This window comes from Acidovorax sp. Leaf160, assembly GCF_001424265.1.
GTDB lineage: Bacteria > Pseudomonadota > Gammaproteobacteria > Burkholderiales > Burkholderiaceae_C > Paracidovorax.
This window is the reverse complement of sequence record NZ_LMOV01000012.1, coordinates 608,777-625,546: the sequence shown is the minus strand read 5'-3', so window position 1 is coordinate 625,546 and position 16,770 is coordinate 608,777. Positions and strand designations below refer to the sequence as shown.

Here is a 16,770-nt window from a genome sequence, read left to right as displayed (position 1 = left end):
GCCTGCAGCCGCGCTCCGGGCCCGTCAGGGCCGGGGGGTCGGGGAGGTGGCGGCGCTGGACGTGCGGGGCGGGGCGAACAGCTCCCACGTCGCGATGAAGAGCGCTGCGATGACCGGACCGATCACGAAACCCGTCAACCCGAACAAGGCCATGCCGCCCACGGTGGAGATCAGGACCACGTAGTCGGGCATCTTGGTGTCCTTGCCCACCAGCAGGGGACGCAGCACGTTGTCCACCAGGCCGATCACGAAGATGCCGTAGGCCGTGAGCATGGTGCCCTGCATCACCGCGCCGGTGGCGAAGAAATAGATGGCGACAGGCGCCCAGATCAGCCCGGCGCCGACGGCGGGCAGCAGCGACAGGAAGGCCATCAGCACGCCCCACAGCACGGGGCCCTGGATGCCCAGCACCCAGAAGGCGATGCCCCCCAGCGCGCCCTGGACCGCCGCCACCACGATGTTGCCCTTGACCGTGGCGCGGATCACCGTGGTGAACTTGGTGATCAGCTGGCGCTTGTGCCCCTCGTCGAGCGGAATGGCGTCGCCGATGCGCTTGCCGAGCGCCGCGCCGTCGCGCAGCAGGAAGAAAAGCAGATACAGCATGATGCCGAAGCTCACCAGGAATTGCAGCGTGTTCTGCCCCAGGTCGAGCGCGCGGGTGGCGAGGGCCTGGCCGGCCTGCACGCCCACCGTGGACAGGCGTGCCTGGACGTCCGCCATCGAGGTCAGGTTGAAGCGATCGAGCAGCGACAGCACCCAGTTCGGCAGCGCGGACATCACCTGCTGCGCGTAGGCGCCCAGATTCAGCTGGCCGGAACGCAGCCGCTCATACACCAGCCCGGCTTCCTGCACCAGCGAGATGCCGATCAGCGTGCTGGGAAGAATCACCACCACCAGGCACAGCACCAGCGTGGCGAGCGCGGCCGTGTTCGGGCGCTGCGGCATGCGGCGCAGCAGCTTGCGGTAGAGCGGCGTGAACAGGATGGCCAGCACCATGCCCCAGAACACCGCGCCGTGGAACGGCCAGAGGATGGCGAAGAAGGCGACCGTGACGGCCACCAGCAGGAGCAGCAGCGTGCGGCTCTGGAGCGTAGGAAGATTCATGAACACGTACCGTGGAAACTTCCGCTAAATGTAAGCGAGCCCCACGCGATCTTGCGATGCGTTGCGCGTCGGACATCAGGCCGACTGCGCCGCCGAAAAAGGTTCGATGGCACAATGGCGGTCGCAACCCCCGGCCCTTCCCCAGCCACAGTCGCATCCGCCAACCGGTTCAGCCGTGTCGCGGAAGGTTTACCAACCAGCTAACGTTTCCCTCAGGGAGACAGAGGTCAGCGGAACAATGAGCGATACGACGTCCGTCTATCAAGCCTACCAAGGCAACACCTATCTCTTCGGCGGCAATGCGCCCTATGTCGAAGAGATGTATGAAAACTACCTGGCCAATCCGGGCAGCGTGCCCGACAGCTGGCGCGACTACTTCGACGCACTCCAGCACGTGCCCGCGGTGGACGGCAGCAACGCCAAGGATGTCCCCCATCTTCCCGTCATCAATGCTTTCGCGGAACGCGCCAAGCAGGGTGGCACCAAGGTCGTCGTCGCCACCGGCGCCGATTCGGAACTGGGCCGCAAGCGCACCGCCGTCCAGCAGCTGATCGCCGCCTACCGCAACGTGGGCCAGCGCTGGGCCGATCTCGACCCGCTCAAGCGCACCGAGCGCCCGGCCATTCCCGAGCTGGAGCCTTCGTTCTACGGCTTCACCGACGCCGACCAGGAAACCGTCTTCAACACCAGCAACACGTTCTTCGGCAAGGAATCCATGCCGCTGCGTGAGCTGATCAACGCCCTGCGCGAGACCTACTGCGGCACCATCGGCGCCGAGTACATGTACGCCTCCGACCAGAACCAGAAGCGCTGGTGGCAGGAAAAGCTGGAAACCATCCGCAGCAAGCCCTCGTTCGGCCCCGAAAAGAAGAAGCAGATCCTCGACCGCCTGACCGCAGCCGAAGGCCTGGAGCGCTTCCTGCACACGAAGTACGTCGGCCAGAAGCGCTTCTCGCTCGAAGGCGGCGAGAGCTTCATCGCCGCCATGGACGAGCTGATCCAGTCGGCCGGCGCCAAGGGCGTGCAGGAAATCGTCATCGGCATGGCCCACCGCGGCCGCCTGAACGTGCTGGTGAACACGCTGGGCAAGATGCCCAAGGACCTGTTCGCCGAGTTCGACCACACCGCCCCTGAAGACCTGCCTTCCGGCGACGTGAAGTACCACCAGGGCTTCAGCTCGGACGTGTCCACCCCTGGCGGCCCGGTCCACCTGTCGCTGGCGTTCAACCCGTCCCACCTGGAAATCGTCAACCCGGTGGTGGAAGGCTCCGTGCGTGCCCGCATGGACCGCCGCGCCGATCCGCATGGCAAGCAGGTGCTGCCGGTGCTGGTGCACGGCGACGCGGCCTTCGCCGGCCAGGGCGTGAACCAGGAAACCCTGGCGCTGGCCCAGACCCGTGGCTATTCCACGGGCGGCACGGTGCACATCATCATCAACAACCAGATCGGCTTCACCACGTCCGACCCCCGCGATGCGCGTTCCACGCTGTATTGCACGGACATCGTCAAGATGGTGGAGTCGCCGGTCCTGCACGTGAACGGCGACGATCCGGAAGCCGTGGCCCTGGCCACGCAGCTGGCCCTCGAATTCCGCATGGAATTCCAGAAGGACGTGGTCGTCGACATCATCTGCTTCCGCAAGCTGGGCCACAACGAGCAGGACACGCCTGCGCTGACCCAGCCGCTGATGTACAAGAAGATCGGCGCGCACCCCGGCACCCGCAAGCTGTACGCAGACAAGCTGGCCGCGCAGGGCATGGGCGAGACGCTGGGCGACGACATGTTCAAGGCCTACCGCGCCGCGATGGAGGCGGGCAAGCACACGGTCGATCCGGTGCTGACCAACTTCAAGAGCAAGTACGCGGTGGACTGGAGCCCGTTCCTGGGCAAGAAGTGGACCGATGCCGGCGACACCGCCATTCCGCTCGCCGAGTGGAAGCGCCTGTCCGAGAAGATCACCACCATCCCTGAAAGCGTCACGCCGCACCAGCTGGTCAAGAAGGTGTATGACGACCGCGCAGCGATGGGCCGTGGCGACATTCCGGTGGACTGGGGCATGGGCGAGCACATGGCTTTCGCCTCGCTGGTGGCTAGCGGCTTCCCGGTGCGCCTGTCCGGCGAAGACTGCGGCCGTGGCACGTTCACGCACCGCCACGCCGTGATTCACGACCAGAAGCGCGAGAAGTGGGACACGGGCACCTACCTGCCGCTGCAGAACGTGAGCGAGAACCAGGCTCCGTTCGTCGTGATCGACTCCATCCTGTCGGAAGAGGCGGTGCTGGGCTTCGAGTACGGCTATGCATCGAACGACCCCAACACGCTGGTGATCTGGGAAGCGCAGTTCGGCGACTTCGCCAACGGCGCGCAGGTCGTGATCGACCAGTTCATCGCCTCGGGCGAGGTGAAGTGGGGCCGCGTCAACGGCATCACGCTGATGCTGCCGCATGGCTACGAAGGCCAGGGCCCGGAGCACAGCTCCGCACGCCTGGAGCGCTTCATGCAGCTGGCCGCGGACGCCAACATGCAGATCGTGCAGCCCACCACGGCCAGCCAGATCTTCCATGTGCTGCGTCGCCAGATGGTGCGCAACCTGCGCAAGCCGCTGATCATCATGACGCCGAAGTCGCTGCTGCGTAACAAGGACGCGACCTCGCCGCTGTCCGAGTTCACGAAGGGCGCCTTCCAGACCGTGATTCCGGAGCAGAACGAGGCCATCGACAAGCGGGCCGACAAGGTCAAGCGCGTGATCGCCTGCTCGGGCAAGGTGTACTACGACCTGGTGAAGAAGCGCGAGGAGAAGGAAGCCGACGACGTGGCGATCATCCGTGTCGAGCAGCTCTATCCCTTCCCGCACAAGGCATTCGCCACCGAGCTGAAGAAGTACCCCAACGCCACCGACATCGTGTGGTGCCAGGACGAGCCGCAGAACCAGGGTGCCTGGTTCTTCGTGCAGCACTACATCCACGAGAACATGCTGGACGGCCAGAAGCTGGGTTATTCCGGCCGTGCCGCCTCCGCGTCGCCTGCGGTGGGCTATTCGCACCTGCACCAGGAACAGCAGAAGGCGCTGGTGGATGGCGCGTTCGCCAAGCTCAAGGGGTTTGTCCTGTCCAAGTAAGGCCGGCCACCCGTACGCACAACAAACACAGACAACCCCGAAAGAATTGTTATGGCTATCGTAGAAGTCAAGGTTCCCCAACTGTCCGAATCCGTGGCGGAAGCCACGATGCTCACCTGGAAGAAGAAGGCCGGCGAAGCCGTCGCGGTCGATGAGATCCTGATCGAGATCGAGACCGACAAGGTCGTGCTGGAAGTGCCCGCGCCCTCCGCTGGCGTGCTGGCCGAGATCGTGCAAGGCGACGGCGCCACCGTGGCGTCCGATCAGCTGATCGCCAAGATCAACACCGAAGGCAAGGCTGGCGCCGCTGCCCCCGCGCCTGCGGCAGCCGCTGCTGCAGCGCCCGCGCCCGCCGCGGCGGCTCCTGCCGCTGCACCGGCTGCCGGTGGCTCCAAGAGCGACGTGGCCATGCCCGCCGCCGCCAAGCTGCTGGCCGACAACAACCTGTCGGTCGGCTCCGTGGCCGGCACCGGCAAGGACGGCCGCGTGACCAAGGGCGATGTGCTGTCGGCCGTGGCCGGCGGTGCCAAGCCTTCGGCTGCGCCGAGCGCCATCCCGACCGGCGTGCCGACCAAGGCGCTGCCCCAGGTGGCCGCCCCCGCCGCCAAGCAGGACCTGGGCGACCGCCCCGAGCAGCGCGTGGCCATGAGCCGCCTGCGCGCCCGCGTGGCCGAGCGCCTGCTGCAGTCGCAGTCGACCAACGCCATCCTGACGACGTTCAACGAAGTCAACATGGCGCCGGTGATGGACCTGCGCAAGAAGTTCCAGGACTCTTTCACCAAGGAACACGGCGTGAAGCTGGGCTTCATGTCCTTCTTCGTCAAGGCGGCAGTGCATGCGCTCAAGAAGTACCCGGTGCTGAACGCCTCCGTGGACGGCAACGACATCGTCTACCACGGCTACTTCGACATCGGCATCGCCGTGGGTTCGCCCCGTGGCCTGGTGGTGCCCATCCTGCGCAACGCCGACCAGATGAGCTTCGCCGACATCGAAAAGAAGATCGCAGAGTTCGGCAAGAAGGCGGCCGAAGGCAAGCTGGGCATCGAGGAGATGACCGGCGGCACGTTCTCCATCTCGAACGGCGGCACCTTCGGCTCGATGATGTCCACCCCCATCATCAACCCGCCCCAGTCGGCCATCCTGGGCGTTCACGCCACCAAGGACCGCGCCGTGGTCGAGAACGGCCAGGTCGTGGTGCGCCCGATGAACTATCTGGCCATGTCGTATGACCATCGCATCATCGACGGCCGCGAAGCCGTGCTGGGCCTGGTCGCCATGAAGGATGCGCTGGAAGATCCTTCGCGCCTGCTGTTCGATATCTAAGCACTTCTCGATCGACCCACCCGCGTGGCTGGCCCGACGGCCGCGCCCGCCGGTGGGTCTTTTTTCAACGGAACAAGCGAGTACCTCATGAGCAAACAATTCGACGTGATCGTCATCGGTGGCGGCCCTGGCGGCTACATCGCCGCCATCCGCGCCGCCCAGCTGGGCTTCAACGTGGCCTGTATCGACGAGTGGAAGAACGACAAGGGCGGCCCGGCGCTCGGCGGCACCTGCACCAACGTGGGCTGCATCCCGTCCAAGGCGCTGCTGCAGTCGTCGGAACATTTCGACCAGGCGCACCACCATTTTGCGGACCACGGCATTTCGCTCAAGGACCTGTCGATGGACGTGGGCCGCATGATTGCGCGCAAGGACACCGTCGTGAAGCAGAACAACGACGGCATCCAGTACCTGTTCAAGAAGAACAAGGTCACTTTCTTCCATGGCCGCGGCTCGTTCGTGAAGGCTGCCGAAGGGGGCTACGAGATCCAGGTCGCCGGCAAGGACACCGAGACGCTGACCGGCAAGCAGATCATCGTCGCGACCGGCTCCAACGCCCGCGCGCTGCCCGGCACGCCGTTCGATGAAGAGAACATCCTCTCCAACGACGGCGCCCTGCGCATCGGTTCCGTGCCCAAGAAACTCGGCCTGATCGGCTCGGGTGTGATCGGCCTGGAGATGGGTTCCGTCTGGCGCCGCCTGGGCGCTGAAGTGACGGTGCTGGAAGGCCTGCCCACCTTCCTGGGCGCGGTCGATGAGCAGATCGCCAAGGAAGCCAAGAAGGCTTTCGACAAGCAGGGCCTGAAGATCGAACTGGGCGTGAAGGTCGGCGAGATCAAGAACGGCAAGCATGGCGTGAGCGTCGCCTACACCAATGCCAAGGGCGAAGAAGTCTCGCTCGACGTGGACAAGCTGATCGTCTCGATCGGCCGCGTGCCCAACACCATCGGCCTGAATGCCGAAGCCGTGGGCCTGCAGCTGGACGAGCGCGGTGCCATCGTGGTGGACGCCGACTGCAAGACCAGCCTGCCGGGCGTGTGGGCGGTGGGTGACGTGGTGCGTGGCCCGATGCTGGCGCACAAGGCCGAGGAAGAGGGCGTTGCCGTGGCCGAGCGTATCGCCGGCCAGCACGGCCATGTGAACTTCAACACCATCCCCTGGGTGATCTACACCAACCCCGAGATCGCATGGGTGGGCCGCACCGAGCAGCAGCTCAAGGCCGACGGCGTGAAGTACAAGGCCGGCACGTTCCCGTTCCTCGCGAACGGCCGCGCGCGCGCTCTGGGCGACACCACCGGCATGGTCAAGTTCCTGGCCGATGCCACCACCGACGAGATCCTCGGCGTGCACATCGTCGGCCCGATGGCCAGCGAGCTGATCGCCGAAGCCGTGGTGGCGATGGAGTTCAAGGCCAGCGCCGAGGACATCGCCCGCATCTGCCACGCCCACCCCTCCTTGAGCGAAGCCACCAAGGAAGCCGCCCTGGCGGTGGACAAGCGCACGCTCAACTTCTGAGCCTGAGCCTGAGCCGGCGCGCCGCCCGCCCCGGGCGGTGCGCGCTGCGAGAGGGGCCGATTTGTAGTGAAAAAGGCTGCATGCGCTTGTTCAGTAAGGGCATGCAGCTATTGTTTTTATAGCATTGGAGTGCTGGCGTGAAAGTAAGGCAGGCTTACGAGGCGGAACTGGCGGAGAAGGGCTTCAAGAGCGATCCGGCGCAACTGCGCGCGGTGGACGCCCTGCAGCGCTGCGCCGACGAGTGGGCTGACTACAAGGAACGCCGCTCGAATGCGCTCAAGAAGCTGATCCACCGGCCGCCCGTTCCGCGCGGTGTCTACATGTACGGCGGGGTGGGGCGCGGCAAGAGCTTCCTGATGGACTGCTTCTTCAACGCCGTACCGATCAAGCGCAAGGTGCGATTGCACTTCCATGAATTCATGCGCGAGGTGCACCGGGAGCTGGCAGGCTTGCAGGGCACCGTGAACCCGCTCGACGTGCTGGGCGCGCGCATCTCCAAGCGCTACAAGCTCATCTGCTTCGACGAGTTCCATGTGGCCGACATCACCGATGCCATGATCCTGCACCGGCTGCTGCAGTCGCTGTTCGACAACGGCGTGGGCTTTGTCACCACCTCCAATTTCGAGCCGGATGGCCTGTACCCGGGGGGCTTGCACCGGGACCGCATCCTGCCCGCCATCGCCCTGCTCAACCAGCGCATGGAAGTGGTCAACGTGGACAACGGCACCGACTACCGGCGCCGCACGCTGGAACGGGTGCAGCTCTATCACACGCCCTTAGGGCCCGTGGCCGACGCGGCGATGAGCGAAGCCTTCGACCGGCTGGCCGAGGTGCGCGACGAAGATCCGGTGCTGCATATCGAGGCACGGGAGATCCGGGCCCGGCGCAAGGCCGGCGGAGTGGCCTGGTTCGACTTCCGGGAACTGTGCGGCGGGCCGCGCTCGCAGAACGATTACCTGGAGATCGCGACGCAGTTCCACACCGTGCTGCTCTCCGACGTGCCCTACATGCCGGTCGCCATGGCGTCGCCGGCCCGCCGCTTCACGTGGTTGATCGACGTGCTCTACGATAGGCGCGTGAAACTGATCCTGTCCGCTGCCGTGCCGCCCGAGGAGCTCTACACCGAAGGCCCGCTGGCCCACGAGTTCCCGCGCACGGTGTCGCGGCTGAACGAAATGCAGTCGCAGGAATTCCTGGCGCTGGAGCGCCGAATGGTCGATACGGGACTGACTTGATGCAACACACGGCTTGGACTCCCTGGCGCCGCGCCGCCGCCCTGGCGCTGGCAGGTTCCGCGCTGGCCGCCGCGGCGCAGACTGCTGCACCCCCCGCAGGAGGTGCTGCTCCGGTGCCTGCTGCCCAGGACGCCACCGCTGCCGCGGAGTCGGAGCGCGACCGGGAACGCGCGCAGATCCAGCAGCGCCGCGCGGCACTGGAAGGCCATCGTCTGGTGGACGAAGCCCAGTGCTATCAGCGCTTCGTGGTCGAGAGCTGCCTGCAGAAGGTGCGTGCCCAGGTGCGGGCAACGGAAGAGGCCCTGCGCGCGCGCGAGGTCGTCCTGAACGACGCCGAGCGCCGCGAAAAAGCGGCGGATCGTTTGCGGACCGTCGAAGAGAACCGGGCGCAGCAGCAGGCGCGAGAGGCGCAGGCGGCCGGCAGGCCCAAGGCGGCTGAACCCGCAGCCCGCCAGGCCGACACCGACGACAAGACGGCCCAGGCGCGCCAGCGTGCCGAACAGCAACGGGCGCGCCAGAGCAGCCACGGTGAGCAGCAGCAACAACGCGAGGCCACCGAGCCCAACCGGATCGCCGAGTCACGGGCCCGCTACGAGGCCAAGCAGCAGGCCGCCGCGGAGCGGCGGGCCAAGCACGATAAGGCGCGCGAGGAGGCGGAAACGTCTGGCCGCAAGCGGGCGGCACCTCTTCCGCCGCGTCCCGCAGCGTCGTCTGCGGCGCCTTGAGGGTCCGCGCCGCGTGCGCACAGGCCGCACACGCATCCCCAGGGGACGCGCCCTGGCCGCGACCACGGCCAGTTGGCTGGCCTGGGCAGCCGGTCAGTGCGAGGGCATGCGCTCTTGCTCCAGATCAGCGGCCCGCCCCCATCCGCACGTCACGACGTTCGGGCTTTCTTGCGGAGTCATCGTCTTGCGCCAGCACCTCGATCTTCACCACGATCAGCGACAAGTTGTCGCCGCCCCCGCGCGCACGCGACCGGGCTTTGTCGATGAGCAGTTCGGACGCTTCGCGCGGGCCCAGCGTGTGGACCGCTGCGGCCAGCTCTTCCGGCGTGAAGTAATGCCACAGGCCATCCGTGCAGGCCAGCAGCGCGTCGCCCGGCCGCAAGCGGTTGATGTGGTGCGTGGCGGCGGGCGGATCGGCATCCGCCCCCAGGCAGCCCACCAGCACGTTGGAGCGTGGGTGGTTGGTGGCTTCCGCTTCGGTGATCTCGCCCCGGTCCACCAGCGCCTGTACGTAGGAATGGTCGCTGGTGCGGAACATCAGCCGGGCGCCGCTGAAGTGGTAGATGCGGGAGTCGCCCGCATGCACCCAGTGGCAGTCGCCCTGGGGGTTGATGATGAAGGCGGCAACGGTGCTGTGGGGTTCCTGCTCGGCCGAGATGGCCGTCAGGCGGATCACGATGTGCGCCTCGTGCACCAGATGCTTCAGCAGCGCAGCCGCATCGTCCGATTCGGGCGAGTACCGCTCGAAGAGCTGGCGGGCGGTGAGCATGACCTGGTCGGACGCCTTGCGGCCGCCGCTGCGGCCGCCCATGCCGTCGGCGACGACCCCCAGCACGCAGCCGTTGAAGCGTGGATGCGAGATCAGGGCGACCTGATCCTGCTGATATTCGCGGTCTCCACGGTGGATGCCGGTGGCGGCGATGAGGCGAAACGCTTGGGTCATGAGGTGGAACGGCGCGGCGCAGTCTGGGGCAAAACGGCATTATCACGGGTCGCTCCGGGCTGCGAGCGCATGGGCTCTGCCAACGGCTCGCCGCAGCCCGGCCAGCGGTCCTCCCTGCCGCCGTGCGGAGCCGAAGTCCGGGCGCGGCGCCGGCCGAAAGGAGCGCCATGTCGCTGACCGCCTGGGTCGATGCAGCCTTCGCACCCGACGGCACGCTGGCACGGGCGCTGCCCCATTTCCACGCACGGCCCGGTCAGCTGGGCATGGCGCTGGCAGTGGCGGACACCATCCAGCAGGGCGGGGCGCTGGTGGTGGAAGCCGGCACCGGCGTGGGCAAGACATACGCCTATCTCGTGCCCGCCCTGCTGAGCGGGGAGCGCGTCCTGATATCCACCGCCACCAAGTCGCTGCAGGACCAGCTGTTCGCCCGCGATCTGCCTCGCCTGCTGGAGACGTTGGCCCTGCCGCTGCGCGCAGCGCTGCTCAAGGGGCGATCGAGCTACCTGTGCCTGCACCGGCTGGAGCAGGCCCGCCACGATGGCCTGGCGGGCGAACGGGGGGCGCAGCACATGCTGGCCCGCGTGGAAGTCTGGGCGCAGGGCACCCGCACGGGTGACCTGGCAGAGCTGCCGGGGCTGGACGAGAAATCGCCGGTCATCGGCCTGGTGACGTCCACGCGCGAGAACTGCCTGGGGTCAGCATGCCCGCAGTTCCGCGCCTGCCACGTGAATGCCGCCCGCCGCGAGGCGCTGGCTGCCGACGTGGTGGTGATCAATCACCACCTGTTCTTCGCCGACCTGGCGGTGCGTGAGTCGGGCATGGCGGAACTGCTCCCCACCGTGCGGGTGGTGGTGTTCGACGAAGCGCACCAGCTGAATGCCACCGGTGTGCAGTTTCTCGGCATGCAGTTCGGCACCGGGCAGGTGCACGACCTGGCGCGCGACGTGCTGCAGGCGGGCCTGCAACATGCGCGGGGCCTGGTGGACTGGCCGGTGCTGACCAAGGCGCTGCGCGACGCCGCGGATGGCCTCAGAGCCACGGTGGCCGCACCAGCGGTACAAACTGCGGGCGTGAGCGGGCGGCTGCGTTGGGCCGATGCCGCGCCCGAGGGGGTCGATGAGCGCCAGTGGGCGGCCGCCATGCACGCGCTGGAGTGGGCGCTGCGCGGCGCACTGGAAGGCATCGACTCGGTCACCGAACGCGCGGCCGACTTCGCCCGCCTGCACGAACGCGCCCTGAGCGCCATGCAACGGCTGGTGCAGTTGTCCGAGCCCTGCCCCGATGACGCCACCCGCTGGGTCGACGCCGCGCTGCACCTGCGGCTGGTCGAGTCGCCGCTCGACATCGCTCCCCGACTGCAGACGCTCTGGAGCGGGCCGGCCAGCGAACCCGGCGCCTGGGATGAACAGGACGATCCGCAGGAGCCGGCGGCTGCCGCTCCTGTGGCCGCACGCCAACGGGCCTGGATCTTCACCTCGGCCACCCTGGGCACGGACGATGCCTTGACCTGGTTCACCGAGCCATGCGGGCTGCAACACGCGCGGGTGCTGCGCGTCGGCAGTCCCTTCGACTATGCGGCGCAGGCCGCGCTGTTCATTCCGCCGCAGCTGCCGGCACCATCCGATCCCCGGCACTCCGACCGTCTGGCCGACTGGGCAGGCGACGCGATTGCCCGGCTGGGCGGCCGAACGCTGGTGCTGACCACCACGTTGCGCGCGCTGCGCACCATCGGCGCGCGGCTCCAGCAGCGGTTCGGCGCTTCCGGCCGCATCGAGGTGCTGGTGCAGGGCCAGGGGACCAAGCGGGAACTGATGGATCGCTTCCGCAACGAAAGCCATGAGGACGGCGCTTGGGAGGAAGACGACGCGAGGCTGGCCGGACAGGGCCGGGTGCTGGTGGCGTCGGCATCCTTCTGGGAAGGCTTCGACGTGCCTGGCAGCGCCCTGCAACTGGTCGTCATCGACAAGCTGCCGTTTCCGCCGCCGGGCGATCCTCTGGTCGAGGCGCAGGCGCAGGGGCAGAAACTCGACCGCGCGGGCCGCAGCGCCTTCCGGGAGTTCGCCCTGCCCGAAGCGGCGATGGCGCTGCGACAGGGGGCGGGCCGGCTGATTCGCAGCGAAACCGACACGGGGGTGCTGGTGGTGGCCGACACGCGGCTGATCACCATGGGTTACGGCAAACGCCTGCTGCGCGCGCTGCCCCCGATGAAGCGCCTGGAAACGCAGGAAGCTTTCGATCAGACGCTGGACGAGCTCACCAGACCTTCCACCACGGACCCGTCTTCGGTTTGAGGCCGTTCTGGCTCAGCAGCTGGCTTTGGGGATAGGAGGCCAGCATCACCCGCTGGGCGTCGTCGCGCAGCTGGGTCATGCCCAGCGCGTCGTACGACTTGATCAGGATGAAGAGGGCTTCCTCCAGCGCAGGCACGTCCTTGTAGTCAGCCAGTGCGATCTGGGCGCGGCTGATGGCAGCCACGTACGCGCCACGCTCGTAGTAGTAACGCGCGACATGTACCTCGTACTGCGCCAGCGAATTCACGATGTAGGTCATGCGCTGGCGGGCGTCCTGCGCGTAACGGGAATCGGGGAAACGGGTGGCCAGTTCGCGGAACGACTCGAAAGAGTCTTTCGCGGCCTTCTGGTCCCGCTCGGACAGATCCTGGCGCGAGATCCAGGAGAAGAGCCCCAGGTTGTCGTTGAAGTTGACCAGCCCCTTCAGGTAGAGGGCGTAGTCGTAGGCCGGGCTGGCCGGGTGCAGCTTCAGGAAGCGGTCCAGCGTGGCGATGGCCTGGGCCTTTTCGCCGCCCTTGTACTGGGCGTAGGCCTTGTCGAGCTGCGCCTGCTGCGCCAGGGGCGTGCCGGCCGCGCGGCCTTCCAGCTTCTCCAGCAGCGGGACGGCCTTGTCGTAGGCGCCGCCGTTGAGTTCGTCACGCGCTTCCGAATAGATTTTGTCAGTGGTCCAGCCGGCGGTCTTGTCCTCCGGCGTGCTGGAACAGCCCGCCAGCAGACCGGCGGCCAGCAAAGCAGACAGAAGGGGGGCGGAAATACGCGACATGGTGGCGGCTTTCTGGCAGAGGATGCTCGTCGTCATGGGACTGGGGGCGAGGCGCCGGCGGGGCGCCGCCACGACAGGGGTCATGGCGTCGTCCGGCACCTGGGCCTGGAGACGGGCATTGTAGCGAGCCGCCGGAGCGCGCCGCAGGCGGCCATCATCCCTCCAGCGTGGTCATCGCCGCCGGGTTTCTACAATGCGGGGATGTTTGTCCACTTGCGCCTGCACACCGAATTTTCCGTCGTAGACGGCACCAACCGCATCGACGAGGTGGCCAAGGCCGCCGCCAAGGACGGCCAGCCGGCCCTGGCCATCACCGACCTGAACAACCTGTTCGGCGCCATCAAGTTCTACAAGGAAACCCGCGGCAAGGGCGTCAAGCCGCTGCTGGGCGCGGAGATCAACGTGCCGTCCACGACGGGCGGCCCGTGCCGCATGGTCGTGCTGGTGCAGAACATGCAGGGATACCTGAACCTGTCCGAGTTGCTGGCCCGCGCCTGGACCCGCAACATCGTCAAGAACGTGCCGGTCTGCACGCTCGAATGGCTGCGCGAACTGAATGCCGGGCTGATCCTGCTGGCGGGCGCGCAGGCCGGGCCGGTCGGCCAGGCGCTGATGCGCGGAGATGGTGCCGGCGCGGCCGACATGGCACTGGAGCTCGCCTCCATGTTTCCGCACCGCTTCTACCTGGAGATCCAGCGGGCTGGCCGTGCGGACGATGAGGCGCACGTCGTCGCCGCCGTGCAGCTGGCGGCACGGCTGAACCTTCCGGTCGTGGCCACGCACCCGGTGCAGTTCGCCACGGCCGAGGACTACGAGGCCCACGAGGCGCGCATCTGCATCGCCGAGGGGGAAATCCTGGCCAACCAGCGCCGGGTACGCAAGTTCACGCGCGAGCAGTATTTCAAGTCGAGCGCCGAGATGGAGGCCCTTTTCGCGGACGTTCCCACGGCCATCGCCAATACGCTGGAAATCGCCAAGCGCTGCAACCTGACGCTGGTGCTGGGCAAACCCCGCCTGCCGGACTTCCCCACGCCCAACGGCATGCCCATCGACGAATACTTCCGGTATGCGTCGTACGAGGGCCTGGAGGAGCGGCTGGCGCAGATCTTCCCGAAGGAGGCCGAGCGTGCGAAGCAGCGCCCGCGCTACGTGGAGCGGCTGGAGTTCGAGCTGGGCACCATCCTGAAGATGGGGTTCCCGGGCTACTTCCTGATCGTGGGCGACTTCATCCAGTGGGCCAAGCAGAATGGCTGCCCGGTGGGGCCGGGCCGGGGGTCTGGCGCGGGCTCGCTGGTGGCCTACGCGCTCAAGATCACCGACCTCGATCCGCTGCAGTACAACCTGCTGTTCGAGCGCTTCCTCAACCCGGAACGGGTGTCCATGCCCGACTTCGACATCGACTTTTGCCAGTCCAACCGCGACCGGGTGATCGATTACGTGAAGGACAAGTACGGCAAGAACGCCGTGAGCCAGATCGCCACGTTCGGCACGCTGGCGGCCAAGGCAGCGATCCGCGACGTGGGCCGTGTCATGGACATGAGCTACACCTTCTGCGACGGCATCTCCAAGCTGGTGCCCGGCAAGCCCGGCATGTCGTACACGCTGGCCTATCCGCCCGAGGTGAAGAAAGAAGGCGACAAGAACAACTACGCGCTGGAACTGGAGCCCATGCTGTATGAGCGCGTGCGCAAGGAAGAGGACGTCAAGACCGTCATCGAGATGGCGCAGAAGCTCGAAGGCATGACCCGCAACATCGGCATGCACGCCGGGGGCGTGCTGATCGCGCCGGGCAAGCTCACCGACTTCTGCCCGCTCTACCAGCAGCCGGGCAGCGAGTCGGCCGTGAGCCAGTACGACAAGGACGATGTGGAAGCCATCGGCCTGGTCAAGTTCGACTTCTTGGGCCTGGCGACGCTGACGATCCTGGAGATCGCCCGCGAGTTCATCATGAAGCGCCACAAGGGGCAGGAGAACTTCGCTTTCGAGAACATCCCGCTCGACGACTCGCCGACCTACCGATTGTTCTCCGACGGCAAGACCGAAGCCGTGTTCCAGTTCGAATCGCGCGGCATGCAGGGCATGCTGAAGGAGGCGCGCCCGAGCCGGCTGGAAGACTTGATCGCCCTGAACGCGCTCTACCGCCCCGGTCCGATGGACCTGATCCCCACCTTCGTGAACCGCAAGCACGGCAAGGAGCCGGTCGAGTACCCGCACCCGCTGGTGGAGCCCGTGCTGGCCGAGACCTACGGGATCATGGTCTACCAGGAGCAGGTGATGCAGACCGCCCAGGTGCTGGGCGGCTACAGCCTCGGTGGCGCCGACATGCTGCGCCGGGCCATGGGCAAGAAGAAGGCCGAGGAGATGGCCGAGCACCGCGAGATCTTCCGCAAGGGCGCGGCCGAGAAGGGCATCGACCAGAACAAGGCCGACGAGGTGTTCGACCTGATGGAGAAGTTCGCGGGCTACGGCTTCAACAAGTCGCATGCCGCTGCCTACTCGCTGCTGGCCTACCACACCGGCTGGCTGAAGGTGCACTACACGGCCGAGTTCTTCTGCGCCAACATGACGGTGGAAATGGACGACACCGACAAATTGAAGGTGCTGTACGAGGATGCGGTCAAGAACTTCGGCATGACGTTCGAGCCGCCGGACGTGAACCGGGGCATGTACCGGTTCGAGCCGGTGACGGACAAGGTGATCCGCTATGGGCTGGGCGCCATCAAGGGCACCGGGCAGCAGGCGATCGAGGCCATCATCGCGGCCCGGGAAGGGCGCGGGGAGGGCCCCCAGGGCAGCACCGTCGGGCCGTTCAAGAGCCTGTTCGACTTCTGCGTGCGGGTGGACCGGGCGCGCATCAACAAGCGCACGGTGGACGCGCTGATCAAGGCCGGCGCGTTCGACGGCCTGCAGATGAATCGGGCGGCGCTCTCCGCCTCGCTCGACCGGGCGTTCGACTTCGCCTCGGCCACCCACGCGAACGCCAATCAGGGCGGCCTGTTCGACATGATGGGTGACGACGCCCACGGCTCCAGCACGCAGGAGCCCGATCTGGTGGAAGTGACGCCCTGGGGCATCAAGGAGCGGCTCACGCAGGAGAAGACGGCCATCGGCTACTACCTGTCAGGCCACCTGTTCGATGAGGTGGCCCTGGAAGTGCGCCGCTTCGTGCGCACGCGGCTCGACGAGATGGGCGACAGCCGGGAGCCGCAGATCCTGGCCGGCATCGTGAGCGACCTGCGCGTCATCAACGGGCAGCGCGGCAGGCTGGCCCTCTTCAAGCTGGATGACAAGACCGCCACCATCGAAGCGTCGGCCGACGAGGGCGTGCTGAACGCCCACCGGGACGTGCTCAAGGACGACGAGTTCGTCGTCATCAGCGGCCGCGTGCAGCTGGACCATTTCAGCGGCGGCTTGCGCGTGAAGGTGCAGCAGGCCTGGGACCTGGCCGGCGCGCGGGCGAAATATGGCCGCTACCTGCAGGTGGCGGTGGGCGATGCGGTGCCGGACGTGAACCGGCTGGTGCGGGAGTTTCCCGCCAAGCGCGAGGAAACCGAGCACGGCGACATCCTGGTCCACGGACTGCGGGTGCGCATGGGCCTGCGCTGCAAGGCGGAGCAGGGCGCTGCCACGGCGGAAATCCAGCTGGGCGAGGCCAGCCGGTTCTTCCCCTCAGATGCGGCGCTCGCGGCCTGGAGCGCCCAGGCGGGCAGCGGCACGGTGTCGGTCGTGTACGACGCAGGCTGACCGCTTGAA

10 protein-coding genes are annotated in these 16,770 nt (G+C 66.9%); 7 read left to right on the top strand and 3 right to left on the bottom strand.

The window, feature by feature from the left end; genetic code table 11:
* Window positions 1-24: 24 nt before the first annotated feature.
* Entirely contained in the window at window positions 25-1,104 is a 1,080-nt protein-coding gene (locus tag ASF94_RS09360) for an AI-2E family transporter (RefSeq protein ID WP_056664712.1), read from the bottom strand.
* Between the two features lie 238 nt (window positions 1,105-1,342).
* Here ASF94_RS09360 and ASF94_RS09355 point away from each other — a divergent pair, with 238 nt between their 5' ends.
* The 5 genes from ASF94_RS09355 to ASF94_RS09335 all read left to right on the top strand — a co-directional run bounded on the left by ASF94_RS09355 (window position 1,343) and on the right by ASF94_RS09335 (window position 9,020).
* Window positions 1,343-4,222, top strand: coding sequence for a 2-oxoglutarate dehydrogenase E1 component (locus tag ASF94_RS09355; RefSeq protein ID WP_056664709.1), 2,880 nt, complete (start codon window positions 1,343-1,345; stop codon window positions 4,220-4,222).
* 51 nt (window positions 4,223-4,273) lie between these two features.
* A complete protein-coding gene (gene odhB, locus ASF94_RS09350; protein WP_056664706.1) occupies window positions 4,274-5,545 on the top strand; it encodes a 2-oxoglutarate dehydrogenase complex dihydrolipoyllysine-residue succinyltransferase in 1,272 nt (423 codons plus the stop codon).
* An 87-nt stretch (window positions 5,546-5,632) separates the two neighbouring features.
* Entirely contained in the window at window positions 5,633-7,060 is a 1,428-nt protein-coding gene (gene lpdA / locus ASF94_RS09345) for a dihydrolipoyl dehydrogenase (protein ID WP_056664703.1), read from the top strand.
* A 137-nt stretch (window positions 7,061-7,197) separates the two neighbouring features.
* Window positions 7,198-8,295 carry a cell division protein ZapE gene (gene zapE / locus ASF94_RS09340; protein ID WP_056664700.1) on the top strand — a complete coding sequence of 366 codons (1,098 nt, stop codon included), beginning with the start codon at window positions 7,198-7,200 and terminating at the stop codon, window positions 8,293-8,295.
* Between the two features lie 113 nt (window positions 8,296-8,408).
* On the top strand, window positions 8,409-9,020 hold the full coding sequence (locus tag ASF94_RS09335; RefSeq protein WP_156382469.1) for a hypothetical protein: 612 nt from the start codon (window positions 8,409-8,411) through the stop codon (window positions 9,018-9,020).
* Between the two features lie 124 nt (window positions 9,021-9,144).
* Here the strand turns inward: ASF94_RS09335 and ASF94_RS09330 are convergent, their stop codons facing one another.
* A complete protein-coding gene (locus ASF94_RS09330) occupies window positions 9,145-9,963 on the bottom strand; it encodes a PP2C family serine/threonine-protein phosphatase (protein WP_056664694.1) in 819 nt (272 codons plus the stop codon).
* Between the two features lie 167 nt (window positions 9,964-10,130).
* On the opposite strand from ASF94_RS09330, the gene ASF94_RS09325 reads away from it, so the two are divergent.
* Window positions 10,131-12,254 carry an ATP-dependent DNA helicase gene (locus ASF94_RS09325; RefSeq protein WP_056664691.1) on the top strand — a complete coding sequence of 708 codons (2,124 nt, stop codon included), beginning with the start codon at window positions 10,131-10,133 and terminating at the stop codon, window positions 12,252-12,254.
* On the opposite strand, the gene ASF94_RS09320 is transcribed toward ASF94_RS09325, so the two are convergent.
* A complete protein-coding gene (locus ASF94_RS09320; RefSeq protein ID WP_056664964.1) occupies window positions 12,217-13,017 on the bottom strand; it encodes an outer membrane protein assembly factor BamD in 801 nt (266 codons plus the stop codon). The two genes, ASF94_RS09325 and ASF94_RS09320, sit on opposite strands and share 38 nt — an antisense overlap.
* A gap of 201 nt (window positions 13,018-13,218) precedes the next feature.
* Here ASF94_RS09320 and dnaE point away from each other — a divergent pair, with 201 nt between their 5' ends.
* The gene (gene dnaE, locus ASF94_RS09315; RefSeq protein ID WP_056664688.1) at window positions 13,219-16,761 is read left to right on the top strand and encodes a DNA polymerase III subunit alpha; all 3,543 of its coding nucleotides are present in this window, start codon (window positions 13,219-13,221) and stop codon (window positions 16,759-16,761) included.
* Window positions 16,762-16,770 lie beyond the last annotated feature (9 nt).

Excerpts from the sequence above, each read along its gene's own strand:
- lpdA (WP_056664703.1), top strand. The coding sequence starts at position 5,633 with ATGAGCAAACAATTCGACGTGATCGTCATCGGTGGCGGCCCTGGCGGC.
- ASF94_RS09320 (WP_056664964.1), bottom strand. The coding sequence starts at position 13,017 with ATGTCGCGTATTTCCGCCCCCCTTCTGTCTGCTTTGCTGGCCGCCGGT.
- ASF94_RS09330 (WP_056664694.1), bottom strand. The coding sequence starts at position 9,963 with ATGACCCAAGCGTTTCGCCTCATCGCCGCCACCGGCATCCACCGTGGA.
- dnaE (WP_056664688.1), top strand. The coding sequence starts at position 13,219 with ATGTTTGTCCACTTGCGCCTGCACACCGAATTTTCCGTCGTAGACGGC.
- odhB (WP_056664706.1), top strand. The coding sequence starts at position 4,274 with ATGGCTATCGTAGAAGTCAAGGTTCCCCAACTGTCCGAATCCGTGGCG.
- ASF94_RS09360 (WP_056664712.1), bottom strand. The coding sequence starts at position 1,104 with ATGAATCTTCCTACGCTCCAGAGCCGCACGCTGCTGCTCCTGCTGGTG.
- ASF94_RS09325 (WP_056664691.1), top strand. The coding sequence starts at position 10,131 with ATGTCGCTGACCGCCTGGGTCGATGCAGCCTTCGCACCCGACGGCACG.
- ASF94_RS09355 (WP_056664709.1), top strand. The coding sequence starts at position 1,343 with ATGAGCGATACGACGTCCGTCTATCAAGCCTACCAAGGCAACACCTAT.